Here is a 23619-nt window from a genome sequence, read left to right on the forward strand (position 1 = left end):
GCTGCGTCCTATGCCGCCACGGCCTCGTAGATGTCCTCCTCCTGGGCCGTGTGCATGCGCACCAGCGTCTCGATCGCCTCGATCACGCGCTGGGCGTCGCGAATGAGGTAGCGGTCGATCTTCTCTGACGGCAGATCCTCCGCGATCCGGGCGAGCAGCCGCGCGAGATGCAGTATCTCGCGATGCGCACGGCTCATGGCGGAGAGTCCGTGGCGGTCGCGCAGAACCTCCGTGAGCTTCGGATAGACGCTGTCTTCATCCTCGCGTTCGTGCATCACGACGCTGCTCTGGACCAGTCGATGGGCCTCGCCAATCAAGGCAGCGACCGCTTCGGGCACCGCGTCGTCGAGCGCATCGACGATCTGGCGCAAGCGGTCGAGATCCCTGAGCAGGGCCTGATGATCGTGATGCAACGTCAGCCCCTGCTCTGCGGTGAGGCGCGGACCACTCCTGACGAGAGGCGGATTGAGCGCTCGCAGCGCGTTCAGAATGACGGCAACATCGATCACCTCCTGGACGATGGCAGCGGGCACGGGATCGAGCCAGCCAACGGTGGCAGCGACCATGGCTACCAATGACAATCCCATACCGACGAAGATGCTCTGCAGGGCGATGCGTCGCGCCCGCTGCGCGATGATGATCGCTTCGCCGACCCGATCCAACCGGTCCGTGAGGATCACCACATCTGCCGCCTCGGAGGAGGCGCTTGCACCACGCGCGCCGAGCGCGATCCCGGTGTCAGCCACGGCCAGCGCCGGGGCGTCATTGATACCGTCGCCGACCATGATGGTCGGATGCAGCCGCTGTTCGCTACGCACCGCTTCGACCTTATCTGCGGGAACGCGGTCGGCCAGCACGGCATCGAGATCGAGCGCAGCTCCGATGGCCTGCGCCGCCGCGGCGCGATCACCCGTGACCATCACCATCCGCGCGATGCCGGCATCGCGCAGCAGCCGGATCGCGCGTGGCGTGTCGGCCCGCAATTCGTCGGCCAGCAGCAGCGCGCCGATCAGACGGCCGTCCACCGCGACAAAGACGATCAGCGCCGAGCGCCACGAGGCACGTCGTATCGCTCGCAACTCCCATGGCGACAGATCGGCATGCGAGAGAAGCATTTCCCGCGAGCCCGCCACAACGTGGCGTCCGTCGATCTGGCCGCTGAGGCCGGATCCCATGATCTCTTTGACATGTTCCGGCGGTCTCAGCTCGAGCCCCTGGGCGAGCGCCGCAGCGACGACGGCCTTCGCGAGCACATGATGCGACGCTTGCTCGAGCGACGCTCCGAGCCTGAGGACCTCGTCCGGATCCTCGCCCGGCGCGACCTCTACGGACAGCAGCCGCGCCCCGCCCACCGTCAGGGTACCGGTCTTGTCGAATAGCACGGTGTGCGCGCGGGCCAGCGCCTCCAGCGCCCTTCCGCCCTTGGCCAGGATGCCGCGGCGGGCCGCTTGCGCCACCCCGGCGATGAAGGCGACGGGTGCGGCCAGAATCAGGGGGCAAGGCGTCGCCGCCACCAGCACGGCAAGGCTGCGGGTCAGGTCGCCGGAGATGTGCCATGCCACAAAGGCGATGACGAGTGTGACCGGCAGGAAGATCAGCGCATAGCGGTCGGCCAACCGCACAAACGGAGCTCTCGCAGTCTGCGCCGCAGTCACCATGCGCACGATGCCCGCGTAAGTACTCTCGCTGGCCACCGCCGTCACGGTCAATTGGAAGGTCTCACCCGCATTCAGAGAACCGGAGAGAACGGCACCTCCGCGTGTCTTCTCCGCCGGAATCGGCTCGCCAGTCACAGCGGACTCGTCGATGGTGGCAGAGGCCGACGCAACCACACCGTCGACCGGCACGATTTCGCCGGCCTTAACCAGAAGCTCCTCGCCGACCGCGACGTCCTCAACAGGAGCATCCTCGATCCGCTCGCCGGATTTGCGATGGACCTGGCGCGGTGCCCGATCAACCAGGGATCGCAGATCATGCTCCGCCCGTGCGACCGCGATCTCCTCCAGCACGTTGCCGCCGGAATACATCAGCGCGACCACAGCGCCTGCGAGCGGCTGTCCAAGCGCCAACGCCGCACTCATCGACAGCAGCGCGATCGCGTCCACGCCGACGCGGCCGCTCAAGAGATCCTTGACGATCGAGACCGCCAATCCCGCAATCACGGGCGCCGTGCCGAGCGCCCAGGCGAAGTTGGCTACATCAGGCCGGCCTGCGGCTCGCGCGAGAATACCTGCGATCAATCCTGCGATTGCGATCGCAACCAGAGCCCATCGCAGGACCCGATCAAACGACATGGCTTGGCGCGCCCGCCCTTCGGCTTCCACTCGCTATTGCTGCGGGACGGCGCTCTTGTTCCCGTGCATGAACGCCATCATCTCGTCCGGAGTGAGCTTCCCGTCCTTGTCGCGATCCATGGCCTTGAAAATTCGTTCGTGCGCGACCTGAAACTCGGGCAACGAGACGGTTCCGTCGCCATCGGCATCCATCAGCGCGAAGATGATGCGAAAGGCGACCGGCGGCCCCATGGCGTCACCGCCTGTCGCACCATGCCCCTTCATTCCCTGTCCCATCATTCCGCGCCCCATCATTCCCATCATATCTCCACCGCGCATCGGGCTCTGCCGCTCGGCGGATGGGTTTGCAGGAGAACTCGACTGCGGCGAGGCCGGCGCCTGCTCCTGTCCGGGATGGTGGCTCTGATGGTCCGCTGGCGATTGAGCCAAAGCCGGCTGGCCCAAAGTGGCGAGCAGCAACGCTGCAGCAATGGTTCGACCTGGCATGGCGCTTCCTCCAATCCTTGGGGTGGGCCTACAAGGTGTCGAACTTCACCGAGTTTACGTTGAGCCAAATCAAAAAGCGGCTTTTGCTCCAGCTTGGCCCCTATGGCTTTTCGACGCCGCCGCCGGTGCGGGCGCAGCCGATCGCCTCCGTGAGCACCTTGCGGTCGCCGATGTGATTGGCGAGCAACAGGATCAGCCGTGCGTTCATCCGCAGCGCCTGTTCCTCGTCGAGATCTCGCTGGCCGTCGATCAGCTCGGCGTAGAAGTCGTCGGGATCGGCGATGTTGGGTGACAAATTGAGCGTCATGCTGCCAGCTCCTTCCGTCCGGCGGTGCCGTGCCCGGAGGCCCGCAACATCGCATCCGCGATCTCAGCCTCGTCGAATCCGGTCCAGCGTGCCGCGACGTATTGATCGGGCCGGAACAGGTAGGTGGTCCCGGCCGAAGCGCCGTAGCGCTCGGCAAGCAGGCCGGAGGGATCGGCGATGTCGCGGCCGACGACAATGAGTTTCGCTTTGAGGGGACCCACCGCGATCTCGGTCTTGTCGGTCTCCTTGCCGAAGGCCACGACCGTGAAGCCATCGCCGAGACAATGGAGGAACCAGACGGGCTTGCCATCCACCGTGATCGGCGCATCGGCCGCATTGGTGCCGGGCCGCACGCCGCCCATCATCGCGTCGTCATCGGGGGTATTGAGCGCCGACATCACATAAGGCGTGGGCGTCGAGAGACGGCCGCTGTTGACCAGAGGCCGCGCAAAGGCGTGATGGCGGGCGAGCTCCAGCACCGCGTCACGGAAATAGCGGCTCGCTTTCGTCTTCGGCGTGATGAAGTCGGTGGCGCGCGTCGAGTTCAGGATGTTGTCGTCGGCGGCATAAGCACGCTCCTCGTGATAGCTGTCGAGCAGTGCTTCCGACGCCTCGCCGCGCAGCACCATCGCGAGCTTCCAGGCGAGATTGTCGATGTCCTGGACGCCGGTATTGGCACCGCGCGCGCCGAACGGCGAGACCTGGTGCGCGGCATCGCCGGCGAACAACACCCGGCCCTGGCGGAAATTGTCGATGCGCCGGCAGGCGAACTGATAGATCGAGACCCATTCGAGCACGAATTCGGTGTCCTCGCCGAGCATGGCACGAATGCGCGGTATCACCCGCTCGGGCCTTTTTTCCTCATCGGGATCAGCTTCCCAGCCGAGCTGGAAGTCGATGCGCCAGATCTTGTCCGCCTGCCGGTGCAGCAGCACGGACTGGCCGCGGTGGAACGGCGGATCGAACCAGAACCAGCGCTCGGTCGGGAAATCCGCCTTCATGGCGACGTCGGCGATCAGGAAGCGGTCCTGGAAGTACTGTCCCGTGAACTCGGCCCCCACCATCTTGCGCACGTCGGAGTTGGCCCCGTCGCAGGCGATCACCCATTGCGCCTCCATGGGGAAGATGCCGTCGGGCGTTTCGACCGCCAGCGTGGCGTGGTCGGCGGCCTGCTTGAGGCTGAGGAGCCGGTGCTTCCAGCGCAGCTCGATCAGCGGATTGGCCCGGCATTTGGCAACCAGCATCTCTTCCAGATGATATTGCTGCAGATTGATCATGGCCGGCCATTGGTGGTCGGCCTCGGGCAACAGATCGAACTGGTAGGACAGCTGGTCCTGGAAGAAGACCCTCCCGACGTTCCAGCTCACGCCGCGCTCGACCATGGGCACCGCGCAGTCGAGGCGGTCCCAGATTTCGAGCGGTCGCTTGGCGTAGCAGACCGCGCGCGAGCCGATCGAGACGGTGTCGTTGTCGTCGAGCACCACGACCGGCTGGCCGCGCGCCGCGCAATCGAGCGCCGCGGTCAGGCCGATGGGACCTGCGCCGATCACCACGATCGGATGCCGCTTCACGATCCCCTCGGCCTGCTCTTGGGAACGCCGATAGCCGAACTTCGGATAGATGTAGCTCGTCATGTTCGCTTCCTGATGCGCGTGCCGGGATCAATGCGCGTCCGCGAATTCCTTCTCGTGCATCCAGGCGGTGTGGCGCGGCGGGCGCTTGGTGCGCGACCATTCCTCGACCATCTCGTGCGCGACCGACTTCATGCGGTCGATCTGCTCTGGCGTCGCGGTCCAGACCGCGATCTCCAGGCGATGGCCGCTCGGGTCTCGGAAATAGATCGACTTGAAGATGGTGTGGTCGGTAATGCCGACGACGTCGAGGCCGACGGCCTCCGCGCGCGCCTTGGCCTCTTCGAGCTCGGCGAGGTCCTTAACCTGAAAGGCGATGTGCTGGGTCCACTCCGGCGTGTTGGGATCGCGGCCCATCGGCGGCGAGTTCGGCAGCTCGAAGAAGGCGAGGATGTTGCCGTTCCCGGCATCGAGGAAGATGTGCATGTAGGGATCGGGCGCCTTGGTCGAAGGCACCCGATCCTCGGCAATGGCACCGAGAAGATCCATGTTCATGACGGTCTTGTAGAACTCGACGGTCGCCTTGGCATCGACGCAGCGATAGGCGACGTGATGGATCTTCTCGATTTTCATGGCGTTTCGCTCCCTGGATTTGCGGTTGCGAAATTAGTATCAGATGTTACTATTTCCTGAATTTGATCTGGATCAATCCACTCCGAAGAATTTTTCGAGTGGGTCGGCGACGGGAATCGCGTGATGGGACGTTCGAGCATGGCGCGCGGCGAAGCGGCCAAAGCCGCCACGGCGCAGGATGGCGTCGAGCTGGACCTGCAGCGATATTTTCCGTACCGGCTGGCACGCCTTGCCGAGCAGGTGTCGCTGGCGGTTGCCGAGGTCTATTCCGAACGTTTTGCGCTGACACGGCAGGAATGGCGCGTGCTCGCCATTCTTGGCGTGCGCCCGGAGATTGCGACCAAGGAGATCGGCCCGCTGACGACGCTCGACAAGATGCAGGTCAGCCGCGCCGTGCAGGGCCTGGAGTCGCGCGGCATCGCCGGCCGCAAGCACCATCCCGACGATCGGCGCGAGCTGATCGTCTCGCTGACCCCAGCCGGTCGCGCGCTTTATCGCAAGATCGTGCCCTACGCGCTGGCGCGGGAGACGAAGCTGCTTGGGGCGCTGACCGCCGAAGAAGTGGCGGTACTCGACCGGGTGATGCGCAAATTGTCGGCGGCGTTGGCGTAGCTTCTCCCCCTCAGCCCCACTTCATCTCGCCCTTGGCGACCTTGGAGCCGATATCGAGCGCGACGCCCATGCCGAGATTCGGGAAGCGCGCTTCCATGGCAGCCTTCAGCGCAGCGCTGTCAGCGGCCTTGGCCAGCTCTTCGTCGAACGCGAGCAGATATTTCCTGGTGTGATCGACAGCGGAAAGATCGGCGGCGACGCCCGCTGCCATGTGGCCCGGCACGACGAGAGACGGCTTGCGGGCCGCGATCTTGTCGAGGTTGGCGACCCAGGCTGCGCGCTGCTCCTTGGTCGGCGTATCGGCGGTCCAGACATGCACGCCGGAGAAGATCATCACGCCGCCGAACACGGCATTCAAGGACGGAACGAAGAGATAGCGGCGGTTGGCGAGACCTTCGGCGTTGACGATTTCGATCGCCTCGCCGTCAACCGCAAGGGAAGCCCCATCGAACGCGTCCGGCAGAACGACATCGGCGAGCGTCTGCGGACCGTTCTCCTTGAGCTGCGGTCCCCAGACGGCGAGCTTCTTCTCCACATTCGCCTTGATGGCCGCGAGCGTCGCGGACGCCGCCAGCACCTTGGCATTCGGGAACGCCTCGCGCACCGGCTTCAGGCTGAAATAATAGTCCGGATCCGATTGGCTGACATAGATGGTGGTGAGCTTCTTGCCGCTCGCCTTGATCGCCTCGACGAGCGCGCGTCCGTCCGGATAGGAGAAGCCGCCGTCGATCAGCACCGCCTCGGTCGGACCGGAAAGCAGGACGGGCGCACGGAAAAATCCATTGGGGCCTGCGGGAAAATGTTTCCAGCTCAGCTTGCCCTCCGCGGCATGACCGACTTCGGCGGGTGCGAATAATGCGGCGGCACCCGCGGCAAGGCTGGTCTTCATGATCTGTCTCCTCGACAACATGGCTCTCTCCATTGAACTCTGCAGGGAAAATCGGTTTGGATGATCAGGCGGCACGGAGTTGTGCGGCCAGCAGATCGAACCGCCCGAACAGCATGCTGCCGTCCAGCAGCCTCCGCCCGGCGCCCTCGCCGACCACCAGGGCCGGCACGCCACCGGCCCCAAATCGCGTCATGTCGGCGCGCGCGGCCGCGGTCCGCGCCTGGTAAGCCGCGATCAATGCATCGTCAGGCGCCCGCACGCGGCGCGCCGCATCGGTCAGTTGCGCGCCGTCGAGCAAATCGGCGACGATTTGAAGGTTGGAATTGTCGCGGCCATCAACATAGCGGGCGCGCTGCAAGAGCTTGAGCGCCTCGAACTCACGAGCCGGATCAACCAGGCCTACGGCGACGACGCCAAGGGTCGCCGGCGCCGAGTCGAACAGGCTGCCGGTATTGCCGAGAATGCCGGTGCGATAGGCCTCACTGAACGGCTGGCCGGTCAACCGTGCGATGCGCTGGTCGTTCTGCCAGGCATAGGCGGCAAAATGCTGGTCCATGGTCCGCGCCGCGGGGCCCGCAAACAGGCCGGTCGGTGCCAGCACCAGCGTCACATCGCCGTGCGCGGCAAGCTGCTCCAGCACTGGCGATGCGCCGTAGCACCAGCCGCAGAGAGGGTCGAAGAGATAGGTGATTTGCATGATTATCGGGCCGCCAATGTTCGATGCGGAGAACCTAGCGGCCGATCATTATTTGATAAATATCAGATAATGGTACATATTGTTTGTTATTAGCTGACAATGGCGACCCCATGGAAGCGATCAATCTCAACCGCCTCGCCTATTTCGCAGCCGTGGTCGATGCCGGCTCGTTCACACGCGCTGCCGAGCGCCTCGGCATCACCAAGACCGTCGTCAGCCAGCAGGTGGCACGGCTCGAAGCAGAATTGAAAACGGCTTTGCTGCTGCGGACCACCAGGAGGGTCGAGCCGACCGAAGCCGGCCGGTTGCTGCATGCCCGCTGCGTCATGATCCTGCGCACGGCGGAAGATGCCGTGGACGAGCTCGCCCAGACCAATGCCGAGCCGATGGGCATGCTGCGGATCGCCGCGCCGAACGACTATGGCGCAACGATGATCGCACCGCTGGCAGCGAAGTTTGCGCGCAAATATCCCGCTTGCGGCGTCGAGCTGATCCTGTCGGACACGCGAACGGACCTCCTCGCCAACCAGATCGACCTGTCGATCCGGGTCGGCTGGCTGAACGATTCAAGTCAGCAGGCCAGGCGGATCGGATCGTTTCGGCAATTGCTGGTGGCCGCGCCGGACGTGGCCGCGGCGTTCCGGAGCAAGACGCCCGACGAGCTTGCGGCTCTGCCGTTCATTGCCAACGGTGCGCTCGACGAGCCACTGGTCTGGCGCTTCACCAGACGCGATATCGACAGCCGCACGATCCGCATGCGGCAGTCGATCTCGATCAACACGACGCCTGCGGTGCTGGGCGCCGCGCTTGCCGGCGGCGGACTCTGCGTGCTGCCCGACTATTTGGTCGCGGAGCATTTGAAGTCCCGCCGGCTGGTCCATGTCCTGCCGTCCTGGAGCCTGCCGACTGGCGGCATCCATGCCGTGTATCCCGCGGCCCGGTTCCGGCCGCCGAAGATCACGGCGTTCGTGGCCATGCTGGTGCAGGAAGGCCGCACGCTCGCCAGCAAATTTCCGGAATGACTCGTGCCCGCCGGTTCATGCCGCGGATCGATCCGGCAGGCCGCCCCGCAGGGCGTCAAGCAGGCGCTGCTCGCGCTCGATCCGGGCGCGATAGAGCTCGCGTTCGCTCTCGCTTCTGGCACCGGCCAGCAACACGCGATAGTGCCCGATCACCTTCTCGCTGCCGCTGATGAGGAGGTTGCGGACGTCACTCATCGTTCCGCTCCGGTCGTGACGATCGCCGATGGCGTGTTCGGAACGGTGAATGCGGCCGGGAAGGCATCGGCGGCGAGAGCCTCGAGCGCGGTCTGCTCCTCGGCGAGGCGTCGTTCGATAAACTGGCGCTCAATGTCCGACAGCTCGGTCTTGAGCAAGCGTCGATAACGAGAGAGGTTGTTGCGGTGCGCGCGGATGCGGGCGAAATCCTGATCGAGCATCGTCGTCACTCCTGACGGTCTTTCACGGTCCTTTTCGAATTTGCGGTGCGGGAAGAAACATCTTCCGGCGCAAAAAATATTCAGGCTTGTTTTGCTGTCAAGATCCTCTTTCGCCGCTTGCTTGACACCGTTGGGGGTGCCCGAAAAAAATTTTGCGCGTCCCTCTTGCAAGGGCCTTGCGGCGCTCTAAGTCGTTTTTCGCCGCGAGAGCGGTGTGCCGGATGCCCGATCGGGTCCGGCGCGGGCGCCGGGCCGGGGTCTTCGGATCCGTTCCCGATTCCTTAACGGCGCTCCTTCGTATCCATCTTGCTCTTTGGAGGACTTGGTATGAGGACCACCTTTGACTTCGCGCCGCTGTGGCGCTCCACCATCGGCTTCGACCATCTGGCCGACCTCGTCGACAGCACGCTGCGCCAGGCGGGCGAGGACAATTATCCCCCCTACAACATCGAGCGCTCCGGCGAAGACCAATACCGGATCACGCTGGCCGTGGCGGGCTTTGGCGTCAACGACATCAGCGTGACCGCCGAACAGAACGCGCTCACCATCGAGGGCCGGAAGCCGGACAGCGCCACGCGCGAATATCTCTATCAGGGTATCGCCGCGCGTCCGTTCCGCCGCGTGTTCAATCTCGCCGACTACGTCCAGGTCAAGCAGGCCGCTTTCCAGGACGGTCTCCTGGTCATCGATCTGCTGCGCGAGATTCCGGAAGCCATGAAGCCGCGCCGGATCCAGATCGCGGGTGCTGCGTCACCGCAGATCGAGCAGAAGAAAGCGGCTTAGGCCGGTCGAACGCGTTCGACAGCGACCACCCTGGCGGATGGCGACCGGATCGCCATCCGCCGATCGGACCATCCCTTCGAAAGGAGTGTAGAGGGAGACGAGTGATGACCAATGCCAATGCGACCACCGGCGGTCTCGGCGCGCTGTTCCATCCCGCTGCGCATTATGCATCGCCAAGCTCCGTCCTCGACGACCGCAAGCTCTCGACAGCGGAGAAGCGGATCATATTGTCGTCGTGGGCCTCGGACATGTACGCCGTCGAATCCCATCCGGCGCTGCGCGAGATTCCCGGCATGGATCGGCCGATCCGGCTCGCGGACATCCTCACCGCGCTGCGCAAGCTCGATGATGATGACGACGACCCGCCGCCCGGCGGCGGCGTCCCGATGCGGCTGCGGCGGCCCTGGGCCGCCGCAACGCCGTAATCGAGGACCAGCCAAAGGATCTGAACTGATTGGGGGTGTCGACAACCACTCCTTCTGGCGGTTCTTGAAGAGCATGTCCTGAAAGGATGGAAGCCAGTCCACCTTCAGCGACACCGCCAACTCGCCGCCGGCATCGAATCGACGATCGACGACAGCACCGCCTCCGGCCGCGCGAGAATGTGTTCGATGTGTCGCTCGCCGATGAGACCCGCTCCCATCACTGACAGGCGGACGGGTGCACTCATGCGATACTAGCCCTTCTTCTCATCGAGCAGCTTGGCCACGCGACGCAAGCCGAGCAGATAGCCCTGAGTGCCGAAGCCTGCAATGACCCCATCAGCTCGTTTGGACACAAACGAGTGGTGGCGGAATTCCTCGCGCTTATGCACGTTGGAAATATGCACCTCGATCACTGTGCCCTCGAACGTGTTCAAGGCATCCAGGATGGCGACCGAGGTATGGGTGAAGGCCGCGGGATTCATCACGATACCGGCAGCCGTCTCGCGCGCCTCGTGGATCCAGTCGATCAGCTCGTATTCCCTGTTCGATTGGTAAAAGCGCATCTCCAGGCCGAGCTCCGCGGCCAGCGCCCGGCAATCCCGCTCCACGTCCGCAAGCGTCTCGTGACCGTAGATGTGAGGCTGGCGCTTGCCAAGCAAATTGAGATTTGGCCCGTTGAGGACGTAGACAAGACGACTCATGGAAGAACTCCGTTCAGTGATGGGCAAGGATCTCGCCGAGGAACTGCCTGGTGCGGGCGTGCTGTGGATTGCGGAAGAAGGCGTCGGGCGCGCCTTCCTCGATGATGTGCCCTTTGGCCATGAAGATGACACGATCGGCAACCTGGCGGGCAAAGCCCATCTCGTGGGTGACGCAAATCATGGTCATACCGTCGTTGGCGAGGCCAATCATCGTATCGAGCACCTCCTTGACCATTTCAGGATCGAGAGCCGAGGTCGGCTCGTCAAACAGCATCACCTTGGGCTGCATACAGAGCGCACGCGCGATCGCGACACGTTGCTGCTGGCCGCCCGAAAGCTGAGCCGGATACTTCTCGGCCTGGTCACCGATGCGTACCCGCTCCAGGTATTTTCGCGCGGTCGCCTCTGCCTCGGCCTTGCCGATGCGGCGCGCGCGAATGGGGGCGAGCATGCAGTTCTGCAACACCGTCATATGCGGAAAAAGGTTGAAGCTCTGAAAAACCATGCCGACGTCCTGACGTACGACATCGATCGCCTTGATGCTGTCGTCCAGCCGATGACCGTTCACCACGATACTGCCCTGCTGGATCGCCTCCAGGCGGTTGATACAGCGGATCAGCGTCGACTTGCCCGAACCGGACGGACCGCAGAGCACGATCTTCTCGCCCTTGCGCACGGTGAGATCGACATCGCGGAGAGCTTGGTACCCGCCGTACCACTTCTGCACACGCTTCATTTCGATCAGGATCTGCTCCTGCATGCTGGCCTCCGCTGTCGGCGGCGGCCAACGCGGATCGCGCGTCGGCCGCTCGCAGGGACTACTGAACGGTGAAAGGGACGCCGGGAACCGAGTCGGGGAAAACCGGGACCGGCACCTTCATCCATTTGGCGTAGAAGGCGGCCAGCTTGCCGTTCGACTTGATCTGGTCGATGAACTTGTTGACCGTCTCGTTCCACTCCTTGTCTCCCAGGCGCGTACATGCGCCGTTGTACAGAGCGGAGAAATGAAGCTTCGGTTCGAACCCGAGCTCCGGTTTCGCGGCGTTCAGACGCTGCGGGTAAAACAAGTTCGCACCCACGGCCTGGACCTGGCCAGAGAGCAGTGCCTGTATCGTGGCCGCGTCATCGTCGAATCTGCGGATCTCGGTCCCGGACGGGGCGTTGTTGGTGACCTGCGTATCTTGCGTCGAGGAGCGCGGGACACCGATGACATATTTGCCCATATCGGCATTGCTGCTGATCGGCGTTGCCTGGGCCGCGACGAGCGTGATCTCATTGGCGACGTACGGCTTGGAATACTGCACCGCCTTCGCACGCTCCGGCAGCATAGCCATGGTCGCGAACAGGATGTCCACACGGCCCGTGGTCAATGCCGGGATACGATTGGCCACGGCCAGAGGAGAGAACTCGGCCTTCACGCCGAGGAATTCAGCGAAGGCACGCCCCATGTCGGCATCGATGCCTTCCTGCTTTCCCGAGCTGTCGACAAAGCCCCAAGGCGCATTATCGCCCTGAATGCCGATGACGACGACGCCCTTCTTCTTCACGTCTTCCAACGTAGCGGCCTGCAATTTGCCCGCCGTGGCGACAGCCGCCAGTGCGAGTACCGCGATGCCGAGCTGGCGGCGAGTGATCGAAAATAGCATTTAGTGTTCTCCTCCTGGTGATGGCTGTATTTGATTGGGTAGGTGCGCCGTTCCTACCTTTGATTGGCCAGGGCGAGCCTGGCCTCCATCCGGCTGCCCCACCATGAGAGTGGCCAGCAGAGGATGAAATACATCGCGCCAACCACGCCGAAGACCAGCAACGGCTGGTAGGTCTGGTTCGATACGATTTGGCCGGCGCGGGCGAGTTCGATGAATCCGACAATGGCGGCGAGCGAGGTGCCCTTGATGAGTTGCACGAGATAGCCGATGGTCGCCGGCAGCGAGATGCGGATCGCCTGCGGCAGCACGATGTCGCGCATGCGGGAGGAATAATGCAGGCCGAGCGCCATTGCCGCCTCGGACTGGCCGCGCGGAACGGCCTGGATTGCGCCGCGCCAGATCTCGCCGAGGAAGGCGGAAGCGTTGACGGTGAAACCAATCGCTACCGCGACGAAGGCATCGAGCTTCAGCCCGGTTAGCGCCAATCCGTAATACACGACGAAAAGCTGCAGCAGCAGCGGAGTGCCCTGGAATATCCCGATGTAGACGCTGGTGATCCATTCCACGCCCTTGTGACCACAGGTCCGCATCAATGCGACGGCAAGCCCCGCCGTGCAGCCGCCTGCGAATGCGACCAGCGTCAGCAGCACGGTCCATTGCAGACCACGTAGCAGGAAGCCGAACTCCGGAAGGCCAAAATGCGGTGTCATGAACTCTCCTCAGCGTGTCGGATAAGAGAAGAAACGGCGGGAGATGACTGCAAAGCCCAGCATCAGCAGCCAGGAGATCGCGAGATAGAGGAAGGTGACGGAGAAATAGACTTCGAAGCTGCGGAATGTGTCGCTTTCGATGCGCTGCGCAACCGATGTCAGTTCATAGGCGGAGACGGCTGAACAGATCGACGAGGTCAGCGTCAGCATGATGAACTGCCCCGTGAGCGACGGGTAGATCGCGCGAAGCGCGGGCTTGAGTACAATGAAGCGGAACACCTGTCCTTTGTGCAAACCGAGCGCGTAGCCGGCCTCAACCTGTCCTTGGTGAATGGACTGCACGCCGCCACGGATGATCTCGATGGCGTAGGCGCCTCCATTCACGCCGAGTGCGATAATGGCGGTGGCGGTCGGATTGAGCTTCAATCCGATGAGCGGCAGTGCAAAGAACAGAAAGAAGATCTGCACCAGGAAAGGCGTATTGCGCACGATCTCGACGAAGCCGATCACGATGGCACGTAACCAGGCCGCCTTCGAATCGCGTGCCGCGACGCCGGCGACGCCGATGATCATCGCCAGTGTCATGCCGGCAAGCGCCAGCCCCAGCGTCCCCAGGCACCCCCACAACAAGGCTGGGAGCGCCTGCCAGACCACCGAGAAATCGAGCGTATAGCCCATCTTGCGTTTCCTCTCGGGCGTTGTGCGTGCCGCTCGCCCATCGGCCGGGTGTCACCCTCCCAGGGATGCAAAAGTCGCGAAGAAGACGTCCGGATCAGGTGAGATGCCCGTGAACAGGCGGAAAGCTTCGGTGCCCTGGAAGATCGCCATGCCGCCACCGTCGACGGTGCGGCAGCCGAGCGCGCGGGCCTCGCGCAGCAGTGCGGTTTCCAGCGGGAAATAGACGATCTCGGCGACCCATAGATCGGGACGCAGCAAGGTCGTCGGCAGCGGCGTGCCCGGATACTTCTCCATGCCGATCGGCGTTGCGTTGACGATGCCGTCCGCGGCAGCCACGGCCGCTGCGACATCCCGGCCGACCCTGAAGTGCGCTTTTGCAAACCGAGGGGACAACGCGTCGACCACACCCTGTGCCTTGGCCAAATCGAGATCTATGATCGTCAGTTCCTGCACGCCGAGCTTCATGAGCGCGAAAGCAACTGCCGCGCCTGCGCCGCCCGCGCCGAACTGGACGACCCGACCGAGTGATGCGCCTTGCATGTTGCGGCGAAAGTTCTCGGCGAAGCCGAACCAGTCGGTGTTGTGGCCGGTCATCCGGCCATTCCTGACCACCACGGTGTTCACGGCGCCAAGCGCCTCCGCGTCGGGCGAGAGCTCGTCCAGGAGTGGAATAATCGCCTGCTTGCAGGGATGGGTCACATTCAGCCCGTCAAAGCCCATCCGCCTCGCGGCAATGAGCAATTCCGGCAATGCCTCCACGCCGAGCTTCAAGTCGGACAGGTCGATCTTCTTGTAGAGATAGCGGATGCCCGCAGCGTCAGCGGCCGCTTCGTGCATGGGCGGGGTGCGGGACGCAGCAATGCCGCTGCCGATCAGGCCGACGAGGAAGCTGGGTTTGGGTTGCATGCTCGGCACCGCCGGTCAGCGCAATGGGACGGTCAGCTCGGCGATGACCTGAGCCGTGCTCGGTCGAACGCCGCGCCACCAGGCAAAAGCTTCGGCCGCCTGCTCCACCAGCATGCCGACGCCGTCGGCGAGCTTGGCGACGCCTTCGGCGCGGGCCGTGTGCAGAAAGGGCGTGAGCCCCTTGCCGTAGGCGAGTTCGTAGGCCAGCTCCGCCCCCCGGAAGACATTGCCTGGAAGCGGCGGCATTTCACCGCGCAGACTGGCAGACGTCGCGTTGACGACGACGTCGTAGCCCTCCGCGAGATCGGCCAGCTCGGCGTAGCCGCTGACGATCAGGGGACCACAGCCGGCAAACTCGTCGGCCAAAGCCACGGCTTTCGACAGCGTTCGGTTGACGAGAACCAGCTCCGAGGGCTCCTGGCGCAGGAACGGCAGCATCGCGCCGCGCGCCGCTCCTCCAGCGCCGAGCATCAGGACGCGGCGGCCGGCCATTTTGACGCCGAGATTGACGGTGATGTCACGGACGAGGCCGACCCGTCGAAATTCTCGGCAATGATCCGATCGCCGACGAACTTCAGGCAGTTTGCGGCGCCAGCTCGCTCGGCGCTCTCCGAAAGCTCGCTTGCGTACTCGAAGGCATCGAGCTTGAACGGGGCGGTGATGTTCAGCCCCTTGGCGCCCTCGGTCCGGAATTGATCAACCCGCTCGTTGAAACCATCGAGGGGTCCCTCGATTGCCTCATAGATAAGGTCCTGTCCCGTCATTCTGGCGAAAGTGCCATGGATAAGGGGTGACTTGCTGAAGCCGATCGGATTGCCAATCACCGCATAACGATCGCTCATCGCTCACTCCTGCACTGCGACTTCGTTGTACAGCACGCCGTCGCGCACCATCGCGTCGACGGCTTCGGCCGACAATCCCAGTGACGCGGCAATGCGCCGATTGTCCTGACCGAGTAGTGGCGCCGGCATGCGTATCGAGGTGTCGCAGTCGGAGAAGCGGAAAGGCAGGTTAGGCAGTGTCACCTTGCCGAGCACGGGATGCTCCTGCTCGACCAGCATTCCGCGCGCGTGGATCTGCGGGTCTTTCACGACTTCTCCGATGGTCTGCACGGGAGCGGACGGCACACCTGCTTGCTCGAGTGCTGCCAGACACGCATCCCGAGACGGCTGCGACAGCGTCCAGTTACGCACAATCTCCATGGCTTCGGCATAATGGGCGTTGCGTGCGGCAGGTTGGGCGAAGCGCTGGTCGGATGCCAACGCGTTCCCTCCGATCAGCGTCGCCAATCGCCGCCACGCATCATCGACTTGCGCGGCGATGACGAGATTACCGTCCTTGGCAGGGAAGACGCCGTAGACGGTCGAGTCCGGTTGTCCGCTCCCGGTCTGCTTCGGCATGTCGGCGCCGTTGGAGAGGAAGTAACGCTGAACCGCATAGTCGTGCATCGAGACCATGCAGTCGTACAGCGCCAGATCGATGTGTTGGCCACGGCCGGACGATACGCGACCGACCAGCGCCCCGTTGATGGCTGCTACGCCGTGGATGCCGGTATACATGTCTGCCAGCGGCATCCGCAGCAACGGCGGAGCTTCACCGGGAGTGCCCAGTTGCGCCAGGGCGCCCGACATCGCCTCTGCGATCAGGCCGAAGCCCGGACGGTCGGCATAGGGACCGGTGTGGCCATAGGCTGAGACCGAGCAGTAGATAAGTCTAGGATTCCGTGCCGACAGCGCCTTGTAACCGAGCCCGAGGCGCTCGAGTGCGCCGGGGCGGTAGTTCTCGATGAAGACATCGGCCGTGTCGACGAGCTTCATCATCATGTCGAGACCACGCTTGTCGCGCAGGTCGATGCAGAGCCCCTGCTTTCCCATGTTCTGCTGCAGGAAGTAGCCGGATTGCCCGTCCTTGAAATATCCGTGGGCGCGTCCCGCATCGCCGTGCTTCGGACGCTCCACCTTGATGACTTCCGCGCCCATCGCGGCGAGGCAACGGCCCATGAACGGGCCTGCCAGGAAATGGCTGTAGTCGATGACGCGAATGCCTTTGAGCGGCAGATCTTGGAGCGGCAGATCTTGCGCGGTCATGCCTGCTCTCCTGCGGCGTTGTTCTTCGGGCGCATCGGAATCATCAACCGATGCTCGCCTAGCTGCACCACTTCGCCGCGCTGATTGATCAGCTCCGAGGGCAGCACCACGATGCCCCACCCATCACGCTTCGTGGCGCGCATCGAGCCGACACGGAACTTCACGTGTACGGTGTCGCCGAGCTTGATCGGCAGCTTGAAATCCCACGTCCAGCCCAGCGACATTCCTGGAAGGAAGCGGTAGTCGGCACGGGTCTTCAAACCGTCGGCCAGCGACAGACCAAACAGCCCGTGCGCGACGCGCGTGCCGAATGGTGTGGTCTTGGCGTATTCCTCGTCGACGTGGACCGGGGTAAAGTCGCCCGTCAACTCGGCATAGGCATTCACCATCGCCTCGGTGACCGTCACTGAGGAGGTGACGCATTCGTCACCGACCTTGGCATCGTCCCAGTAGCGCTCATCGATCATGTCGCGTTTTCCTCAGGCCCGTGGATTGATCGCCAGGGCGGCTTCCACAGCGCCTGCGCTGGCTTGCAAGATTTCGACGTTGAGCCCGCCCGGCAATTCGAGCCAGTTCGGCCCCGCGGGCAACGCCCTGACGCCCCAGGCGGCGGCACGGGCGAGCACGCCTTCGTAGTCGTCGACCATGATGCCGAGATGGGCGAGACGCCCCTCCGGTCCGACAAAATTCGGATCCTCGATGAGTTGCACGCTTCCGAGCACCCACACCTGGCGCGGGCGCGCACCATCGGCGGGTTGCTCGTCGCGAATGGCGAGACCAAGCACCTCGCGAAAGAAGTCAACGTGACGATCAATGTCCGGCACACGGATCGCGACGTGCTCGATATAAGCGCGAGGCAGCGACATCGTCTCAGCTCTTTCCAGGATAGTCGCTGCGGGCGTATTCGAGCCCTTTGACCAACGCGGCGAGGGTAGAATTGACCGGGGTCGGCACGTTGAGCTTGGCGCCCCAACGCACGACGGAGCCGTGAATGTAGTCAACCTCGGTCGGATTGCCGGACTGCAAGCTCTGCAACATCGACGTCTTGAACTCGGGCGGCAGACCGGCGGATGCCATTGTCCAGGCGCGGAGCGGGTCGGTAATCGAGATCTTCACGCCGGCCGCCTGCGCGACCGCGATGCCCTCTGAAATCGCTGCCAGCGCACAATCCTTCAGGATGGGGAGCGAATAGAGGCCGCCATAGGTCAGGCCGGTAATGGCCGTAACGCCGCCGCCGGCGACGTTGATAAAAAGCTTGTCCCACATCGTGCCCAGGATGTTGTCGCTGAGCAGCGTGAGAATGCCGGCACGATTGAAAGCCTCGGAGATTCGCTGCGCGCGTTCCGTCAAGCGTCCGTCAAGTTCACCGACGATGGTTTCCTTGCCGATGACCCCGGAGCGAACATGACCGGGGCCAAGCAGCACGCCACCAACGTAGGTCTTGCCCGCCATGACCCGGTCACGACCAACTTCCTCCGAAAGGATGTCTTCGTGACCAAGGCCGTTCTGAAGTGACATCACAACCGTCTGCGGCCCGATGATCGGCGCTGCAGCGCGGATCGCATCCCGCGTGTAGTAGGATTTGACAAGGACGATGACGAGGTCGGCCTCTACGCCGACTTGGGCCGCGGAGGTGCAAGCGGCGACCTTCACGATGGTTTCGGCGTCGCCTTCGAGCATCCGAAGGCCCGTGGCATTGATGGCGTCGACATGAGCCTGGAACGGATCGATCAACCACACCTCGGCACCGCCGCGCGCCAGCGTGCCGCCGATGGTCGAGCCCAAGGCTCCCGCTCCAATAAAGCAGATCCTCATCCAACGCTTCCCCGCGCGCCTTTCCTGGCGCTGGAAGCGTGGTAGCAGGCCGATCCATATTAAGATATGCTATGATCCTTATATCAATTATTGTGAATCGCAATGAAGCAGCCGGATAATGTCGAGACCAACCTGCTGGACCCGCGCCTGCTGAGGCTCTTCGACGCGTTATTCGCCACAGGCAGCGTCACCAAGGCCGCAGAAAAGCTCGGTCAAAGTCAGCCGACCATCTCGATCTGGCTGGCGCGACTGCGTAAGGAACTGGACGATCCGCTCTTCATCCGGTCGGCGGAGGGAATGCTGCCAACGCCGCGCGCCGAGGCTCTCATCGGCACGGCGAGGCAGGCGCTGGAAACGCTGCGTCGTCTGGCTGAGCTGCGCACCGACTTCGATCCCACAACCGCAAAGCGCCGCTTTGCGATCTGCATGACGGATGGAAGCCACGTCACGCTGCTTCCGTCCATCCTCGCTCACATCCGCCGCATCGCCCCGGGCGTTCGTATCGAGGCGACACAGATCGGCGCGGACACCCCACGGATGCTGCAATCCGGTGAAGCCGATCTGGCCCTCGGCTACATCTCGGGTCTCGACGCCGGACATTTCCAACAGGCACTTTTTCCGCAGGATTGGGTCTGCTTGGCGAACGCCGAACATGCCCGGATCCGCGACCGCATCACCGCAAAAGATTTCAGGCGCGAGGCCCACGTCCTCATTCGCTCCGGCACTGGACATCAGTTGATCGCGACCGCGCTACAGGAGCAGCGGATAGTCCTTGACGTGGCGCTTGAGCTGCCCGGCTTTTTGGGACTGCCCGCAATCGTGGGGACGACCGACCTGATCGCCACCCTGCCAAGGCACATTGGCGAAACGCTGGCTCACTACTACGGACTGCGCGTGCTCGACTGCCCGCTTGTGATCGCCGGCTTTACTGTGAAGCAATATTGGCACGCCCGCTTCCACCACGACCCGGCAAGCCAATGGCTGCGTGGCATCTGCGCGGAACTTTTTCAACAACAGGAGGTGCGGGGTCTGCATCCTTCCAGTCGGCCAAAGAAACGAGGGCCACGCAAAATGCGGTCGCAGTGAAGCGCTTATTGAGGCAGTTTTCGGCTCTTCGCTGCCATATGATCGAAGCTGAACGTCCGCCTTGCGCAAGACAGCAGCTTGAGCGCTGGCTGGGGCGGGAGGGTACTCAGCCAGATCGTCGACAGCCTCAGACGCCTGAAATCACTCTAGAAATCCGAGCGACACGTGGGGTGTGTAGCAGCTCTGTGCGGCACCTCGCAAGCATGAGCAGGGGGGCAGATGGCGCTCCTTAGGCGGCGCCACGGCCAGGCTAGGTCGGCGGCCGGGGGCGCGACAACGGCAAGCGGTACGGCGACGCCGGCAGCCTCGTTACCGCGGGGACAACCGGCTGCATGGCCGGGCCCCCCGTCTCCACAACCTTCGTGTCCACGGGGCGGTCCTCGGCCGGCTCGATGATGCCGGCCTCCATGATGGCCGGCTGGACATCCGGCGACGTGGCCGGCGGCCGATCGGCTTCGACCGTCGGACCGGCTTCATCCTCCGGATGGGCGTCGGAGCGTTCCAGATCGGGTCCCTCGACGCGACCGGGGAAGATCTCGCGCAGGTGCCGCAAGGCGTCCGCGGTGACGCGACCGCTCCATCCAGCAGCGCGCCCGTTCCAGCGCAAGCCATGGCGCCCAAGGATCTCACGATTTTCGAGCGATGCGTTGCGCGTCAGCCGCACGAAGACCGCTGTGAGCTCTCGGTGAGGATCGTCGGACGCGTCGGCGCCGGTGCCACCCGGATCGAACACCGGCCGATCCATACGAGCACTCTGCGCGACCTCCTCCAGAGCTTTCAGAAGGCTCGTAGCCGGCAGCTGTGTCAGATTGAGACGCTTGGCGGTGTCCAACACGAACTGCAGGACATCGGCCTCACGGCGCTGCTGGATCGCCGCGATCTGTAGGTCAATCCGGGCGCGGTCTGCGATCAGGCGCGCGAGCGTGGCTTCGGAAGCTTCGAGTGCTTTGATGTGGTTACGACGGTTCATGGGACCTCCTTCATTGATGAAGGTAGGCCATCACACGCCTCGGCAAGCGCAAAAGGAAAAGTTTTCGGGGAAACTCCGGACGGGTGACTTGCGGCTTTCCGCGATGTCCGAGCTCAATATACAAAATGATCGTTCGGGCATTTTAGATGGCAATTTCGTTCGCGTATCTGGCTCCTGTCCACTTGTCTGAGCACGGTGGCGCGGCTAGCACTGTCGCCTATGTGGCACGCGCTATCGTGCATGACCCTCGCTTCGAACAGGCCTTCGACTACACGCATCTTCGCGGCGATCTCGCCCACGAGGAGATCATCCTTCCGGAGAATTGCTCATCTATATTCCTCGATCGCAGCGCGCTCGCGATTGCTCTCGACAATGCCGAGCTACGCAAGGTCCGCACCCCGCTTCCTGAGCGAAAGCGGCCACCGCAGGTCGGTCTAGCGCTCGTTTTAGCCCTTCCCCCCTCCAATGAGGTTTCGGTGGATGAAGCCGCCGAGATAATGCGGAGGATCGTTCTCGCTGCTCGTGGATCGGTGACGATCCCGATCCACACAGCGATCCACGACGCAGGAATTAACCGCCACGCGCATGCTTTGTTCGCGCTTCGCCCAGCTGATCGCGACGGCGTTCTTGGGCAAAGAGTTCGCGACTTTGTCGTACGACACCGCCATACTAAGTTTGAAGACGCAGACGTTGTCGAGGGTATTCATTGGCCGAATTTAAGCTGGGAGATCCACCAGGCGTATTTTCACGAACTCGCAATTGATCTCGTAGTGGATCCAATAGCGCCCAAACCCGGAACGCATTTCTCGCCGGTTGTCTTTCGCAGCGGCAAGATTGATAGCCGCAAGACTGGGGAGCAGATCGCGTCCAGCCGTCAAGAGGCGTACGCAGATAATGTCAGCATGATCGAGGGTAGCCCGACCCACTTGGTCGAGACGCTCTTGCGGGGACGTTCCACCCTGCGGATCGCAGAGCTTGAACGCCTCTGTGCAAAATTCTACGACATCGACGTCGATCAAACTGCAAACGTTGAACGCATCTTACTGGATCAGAACGTCATCACTCTTGCCGATCCACCCGGTGCATCGAAGCCCACTTACGCGACGACCCGCCACATAAAATCGCTCCTAGCGCGCGCAAGCCGCCTCATCGAGCACCCCGCGCAGAACGACATCAAAGTCTTCACCGGAGCAAACGAGGCGTGTGTACTCCCTCAGATATCTGCAATATGCGCGACGTCCGGAATGCGCGATCGCCCCCTAATCTTAGGGGCCAAGCTTTCCCATTGCGACGCAGCAAAGGCGCAGCTGGCGCCTCACGCCCCGATCGTGGGCACAATAGATATGGCGATTGCAGGACCCCGGAAGCTCCGCCTTGTTGGGCGCAAGCGCGACGTACGCCTTCGCCGTGGGCGGATCGTCATCGTTCCACATTCGGAAATGATTGACGACCAGCGCCTGGCGCGTCTGATCCTGGCGACGAGCCAGGTCGGCTCTGGTCTCGTTCTTGGTCACGATCAAAGCAGCAAGACCGGCGTGGTTTGCCGACATCTTGCCGCGCACGCGGCCGATTGCGCTGCGAGAGAGTACTCACCCAACGGCGAAGATCACGGTTCGACGAGAGTTGAGCGGTTGCTGCGGGCCGGGCTGGTACGGCATGCCATCGACGAAATGGAGAATGGAGACCTGTTGGAATTCGGGATACAGAGCCATCATACTAACGATATATTATCCTTCATTGTCTGCGACGATCCTCGCCGAGTTGACGGTCTCTGCCAAACCATTCGACAGGAGCGGATCCGCTCGGGTTCTATCGGCAAGCCGGTGCCTCTTCCGGGCGTACGGAAAGGACTGGAACTCTCGGTGCGCGAATGGATCCTCACGACTACACTCGCGAATACGTCTCCGCTGGCGGAGAAGACCGAATTTGCACAGATCCTCGCAATCGATCCACTCAACGGGCTCGTCGATGTTATTCGATCTAGCGAGCGCAAGCAGATTGATTTGAAGTGCGTACTCGGCGTTCGCCCGGCTGCTGTGCTCTCCATCAGAGAGGCTCGCGGCCTGCCCGCCGAAGCAAAAGTGGTCGTCGAGGCAACCGATCCGCGACGCCTATGGAGTGCCCTTCTATTTGTCGCGACCCGAGGATCGCACGCGCGATTGCACCTCGATCCAAGGGTCGCACAGAACAAGGCCGGCTTGATTGACGTGGCCCGACGATCTTTGCCTGGTGCACTCCCGCAACAACGATCCGAATGCGAAGACCCTGATGCCGGCCTCAGCAGGATCGTGTTGCAGATCACGACTCAGCTCGAAACCTTACCTGACACCACACCTGTCGAAATCAAGCCGCCGTGGCCGTCGCATGCTACGGAAGATGTGCGCCGGCTGCTATCGAACGATTGGGCTGCAAGGAACGCCTATAAGTTGCTCTACGAATTCGTAGGGCCCCACAACCCTGACCAGGCTGCAAACGCAAAGTACGCCTTGAGCCGATTCAGCAATGAACTGACCAAGACCATCATCCGGTTTCTCGCGGGAATAGAAAGCGATAGCACGTTGTCGGATCTCCCTCCCGAGCTGAACGAGCTGGAGTCGGAGCGCTGGACCTACCTTGAATTCCATCAGCTAAGGTCCGACCTGTATTGTCTTAACGTACCAGGGCAGAACTGCCCCATTAACCCAATCTCACGTTTCACCGCTCGCAGGCTGAGCCACCCCCGCCGTACGCTGACATCGATGACGACATAGTCGCCAGTCCGGCGCTGCAGAGCCAGCCGGCCTCGCGCAAATGTTCCCGCTGCCTCGCCAACACGCAGATCGGCGGAGGCGAGCTGCATGCCGATTGAGAATTCTATCAGAGCGACACACGCTCCAACGCTCGCG

The 23619-nt window shown here is 62.9% G+C and carries 29 protein-coding genes; 6 read left to right on the forward strand and 23 right to left on the reverse strand.

The features are described 5' to 3' along the window. Positions 1-8 precede the first annotated feature (8 nt). The 5 genes from GGD66_RS18960 to GGD66_RS18980 all read right to left on the reverse strand — a co-directional run bounded on the left by GGD66_RS18960 (position 9) and on the right by GGD66_RS18980 (position 5291). Positions 9-2294 carry a heavy metal translocating P-type ATPase gene (locus GGD66_RS18960; RefSeq protein ID WP_183258634.1) on the reverse strand — a complete coding sequence of 762 codons (2286 nt, stop codon included), beginning with the start codon at positions 2292-2294 and terminating at the stop codon, positions 9-11. Positions 2295-2327: 33 nt separating this feature from the next. Next, positions 2328-2588 carry an EF-hand domain-containing protein gene (locus GGD66_RS42435; protein ID WP_409362374.1) on the reverse strand — a complete coding sequence of 87 codons (261 nt, stop codon included), beginning with the start codon at positions 2586-2588 and terminating at the stop codon, positions 2328-2330. Positions 2589-2880: 292 nt separating this feature from the next. Continuing rightward, a complete protein-coding gene (locus GGD66_RS18970) occupies positions 2881-3087 on the reverse strand; it encodes a DUF2783 domain-containing protein (RefSeq protein WP_018322660.1) in 207 nt (68 codons plus the stop codon). After that, the gene (locus GGD66_RS18975; RefSeq protein WP_183258636.1) at positions 3084-4721 is read right to left on the reverse strand and encodes an FAD-dependent oxidoreductase; all 1638 of its coding nucleotides are present in this window, start codon (positions 4719-4721) and stop codon (positions 3084-3086) included. Before GGD66_RS18975 ends, GGD66_RS18970 begins: the two co-directional genes overlap by 4 nt. Before the next feature lie 27 nt (positions 4722-4748). Beyond that, positions 4749-5291 (reverse strand): VOC family protein, encoded by a 543-nt coding sequence (locus GGD66_RS18980; protein WP_183258637.1) that lies wholly within the window; start codon positions 5289-5291, stop codon positions 4749-4751. Positions 5292-5429: 138 nt separating this feature from the next. On the opposite strand from GGD66_RS18980, the gene GGD66_RS18985 reads away from it, so the two are divergent. After that, positions 5430-5903, forward strand: a complete 474-nt coding sequence (locus GGD66_RS18985; protein ID WP_183258638.1) for a MarR family winged helix-turn-helix transcriptional regulator — start codon at positions 5430-5432, stop codon at positions 5901-5903. Between the two features lie 10 nt (positions 5904-5913). Here the strand turns inward: GGD66_RS18985 and GGD66_RS18990 are convergent, their stop codons facing one another. Next, a complete protein-coding gene (locus GGD66_RS18990; protein WP_183258639.1) occupies positions 5914-6813 on the reverse strand; it encodes an MBL fold metallo-hydrolase in 900 nt (299 codons plus the stop codon). 43 nt (positions 6814-6856) lie between these two features. Continuing rightward, complete coding sequence (locus GGD66_RS18995) at positions 6857-7489, reverse strand: DsbA family protein (RefSeq protein WP_092259878.1); 633 nt, start codon at positions 7487-7489, stop codon at positions 6857-6859. 110 nt (positions 7490-7599) lie between these two features. On the opposite strand from GGD66_RS18995, the gene GGD66_RS19000 reads away from it, so the two are divergent. Then, on the forward strand, positions 7600-8511 hold the full coding sequence (locus GGD66_RS19000) for a LysR family transcriptional regulator (protein ID WP_092259880.1): 912 nt from the start codon (positions 7600-7602) through the stop codon (positions 8509-8511). Between the two features lie 15 nt (positions 8512-8526). Here GGD66_RS19000 and GGD66_RS19005 read toward each other — a convergent pair whose 3' ends face one another. Together GGD66_RS19005 and GGD66_RS19010 are read right to left on the reverse strand one after the other, a co-directional pair. Next, entirely contained in the window at positions 8527-8706 is a 180-nt protein-coding gene (locus GGD66_RS19005) for a hypothetical protein (protein WP_028143162.1), read from the reverse strand. Further along, entirely contained in the window at positions 8703-8927 is a 225-nt protein-coding gene (locus tag GGD66_RS19010; RefSeq protein ID WP_183258640.1) for a hypothetical protein, read from the reverse strand. Before GGD66_RS19010 ends, GGD66_RS19005 begins: the two co-directional genes overlap by 4 nt. Positions 8928-9254: 327 nt before the next feature. Here GGD66_RS19010 and GGD66_RS19015 point away from each other — a divergent pair, with 327 nt between their 5' ends. Next, positions 9255-9710 (forward strand): Hsp20 family protein, encoded by a 456-nt coding sequence (locus GGD66_RS19015; protein ID WP_018322651.1) that lies wholly within the window; start codon positions 9255-9257, stop codon positions 9708-9710. A gap of 104 nt (positions 9711-9814) precedes the next feature. Then, on the forward strand, positions 9815-10135 hold the full coding sequence (locus GGD66_RS19020; RefSeq protein WP_183258641.1) for a hypothetical protein: 321 nt from the start codon (positions 9815-9817) through the stop codon (positions 10133-10135). A gap of 104 nt (positions 10136-10239) precedes the next feature. Here the strand turns inward: GGD66_RS19020 and GGD66_RS41540 are convergent, their stop codons facing one another. Genes GGD66_RS41540 through GGD66_RS19080 form a run of 13 tightly spaced genes read right to left on the reverse strand, consistent with a single transcriptional unit; the run spans position 10240 to position 18678 of the window. Continuing rightward, the gene (locus tag GGD66_RS41540; protein ID WP_246788911.1) at positions 10240-10380 is read right to left on the reverse strand and encodes a hypothetical protein; all 141 of its coding nucleotides are present in this window, start codon (positions 10378-10380) and stop codon (positions 10240-10242) included. Positions 10381-10386: 6 nt separating this feature from the next. Then, the gene (aroQ, locus tag GGD66_RS19030) at positions 10387-10836 is read right to left on the reverse strand and encodes a type II 3-dehydroquinate dehydratase (protein WP_018322649.1); all 450 of its coding nucleotides are present in this window, start codon (positions 10834-10836) and stop codon (positions 10387-10389) included. Positions 10837-10849: 13 nt separating this feature from the next. Beyond that, positions 10850-11596, reverse strand: a complete 747-nt coding sequence (locus GGD66_RS19035) for an amino acid ABC transporter ATP-binding protein (protein ID WP_183258642.1) — start codon at positions 11594-11596, stop codon at positions 10850-10852. Positions 11597-11654: 58 nt separating this feature from the next. Next, on the reverse strand, positions 11655-12482 hold the full coding sequence (locus GGD66_RS19040; protein ID WP_092259889.1) for a transporter substrate-binding domain-containing protein: 828 nt from the start codon (positions 12480-12482) through the stop codon (positions 11655-11657). Positions 12483-12535: 53 nt separating this feature from the next. Then, the gene (locus GGD66_RS19045) at positions 12536-13192 is read right to left on the reverse strand and encodes an amino acid ABC transporter permease (RefSeq protein ID WP_092259891.1); all 657 of its coding nucleotides are present in this window, start codon (positions 13190-13192) and stop codon (positions 12536-12538) included. Between the two features lie 9 nt (positions 13193-13201). Continuing rightward, on the reverse strand, positions 13202-13870 hold the full coding sequence (locus GGD66_RS19050; protein WP_018322645.1) for an amino acid ABC transporter permease: 669 nt from the start codon (positions 13868-13870) through the stop codon (positions 13202-13204). 51 nt (positions 13871-13921) lie between these two features. Then, entirely contained in the window at positions 13922-14776 is an 855-nt protein-coding gene (locus tag GGD66_RS19055; RefSeq protein ID WP_183258643.1) for a shikimate dehydrogenase, read from the reverse strand. A 15-nt stretch (positions 14777-14791) separates the two neighbouring features. Next, positions 14792-15268 (reverse strand): hypothetical protein, encoded by a 477-nt coding sequence (locus GGD66_RS41545; RefSeq protein ID WP_246788912.1) that lies wholly within the window; start codon positions 15266-15268, stop codon positions 14792-14794. Then, complete coding sequence (locus tag GGD66_RS41550) at positions 15247-15618, reverse strand: hypothetical protein (protein ID WP_246788913.1); 372 nt, start codon at positions 15616-15618, stop codon at positions 15247-15249. The genes GGD66_RS41545 and GGD66_RS41550 overlap by 22 nt, the downstream gene beginning before the upstream one ends. A 3-nt stretch (positions 15619-15621) precedes the next feature. Beyond that, on the reverse strand, positions 15622-16863 hold the full coding sequence (locus GGD66_RS19065; protein ID WP_183258644.1) for a CaiB/BaiF CoA-transferase family protein: 1242 nt from the start codon (positions 16861-16863) through the stop codon (positions 15622-15624). After that, positions 16860-17330 (reverse strand): MaoC/PaaZ C-terminal domain-containing protein, encoded by a 471-nt coding sequence (locus GGD66_RS19070; RefSeq protein WP_183258645.1) that lies wholly within the window; start codon positions 17328-17330, stop codon positions 16860-16862. Before GGD66_RS19070 ends, GGD66_RS19065 begins: the two co-directional genes overlap by 4 nt. Before the next feature lie 12 nt (positions 17331-17342). Next, complete coding sequence (locus GGD66_RS19075) at positions 17343-17729, reverse strand: VOC family protein (protein WP_183258646.1); 387 nt, start codon at positions 17727-17729, stop codon at positions 17343-17345. Positions 17730-17733: 4 nt separating this feature from the next. Then, entirely contained in the window at positions 17734-18678 is a 945-nt protein-coding gene (locus tag GGD66_RS19080) for a ketopantoate reductase family protein (protein WP_183258647.1), read from the reverse strand. Positions 18679-18780: 102 nt separating this feature from the next. Between GGD66_RS19080 and GGD66_RS19085 the strand changes: the two genes are divergently transcribed. Then, positions 18781-19764, forward strand: coding sequence for a LysR family transcriptional regulator (locus GGD66_RS19085; RefSeq protein WP_183258648.1), 984 nt, complete (start codon positions 18781-18783; stop codon positions 19762-19764). Between the two features lie 250 nt (positions 19765-20014). Here GGD66_RS19085 and GGD66_RS19090 read toward each other — a convergent pair whose 3' ends face one another. Beyond that, positions 20015-20734 carry a hypothetical protein gene (locus GGD66_RS19090; protein ID WP_183258649.1) on the reverse strand — a complete coding sequence of 240 codons (720 nt, stop codon included), beginning with the start codon at positions 20732-20734 and terminating at the stop codon, positions 20015-20017. A gap of 146 nt (positions 20735-20880) precedes the next feature. Here GGD66_RS19090 and GGD66_RS19095 point away from each other — a divergent pair, with 146 nt between their 5' ends. Next, complete coding sequence (locus tag GGD66_RS19095) at positions 20881-23484, forward strand: MobA/MobL family protein (RefSeq protein WP_183258650.1); 2604 nt, start codon at positions 20881-20883, stop codon at positions 23482-23484. Positions 23485-23619 lie beyond the last annotated feature (135 nt).

Origin of the sequence: Bradyrhizobium sp. CIR48, from assembly GCF_014198315.1 — a bacterium.
Lineage (GTDB): Bacteria > Pseudomonadota > Alphaproteobacteria > Rhizobiales > Xanthobacteraceae > Bradyrhizobium.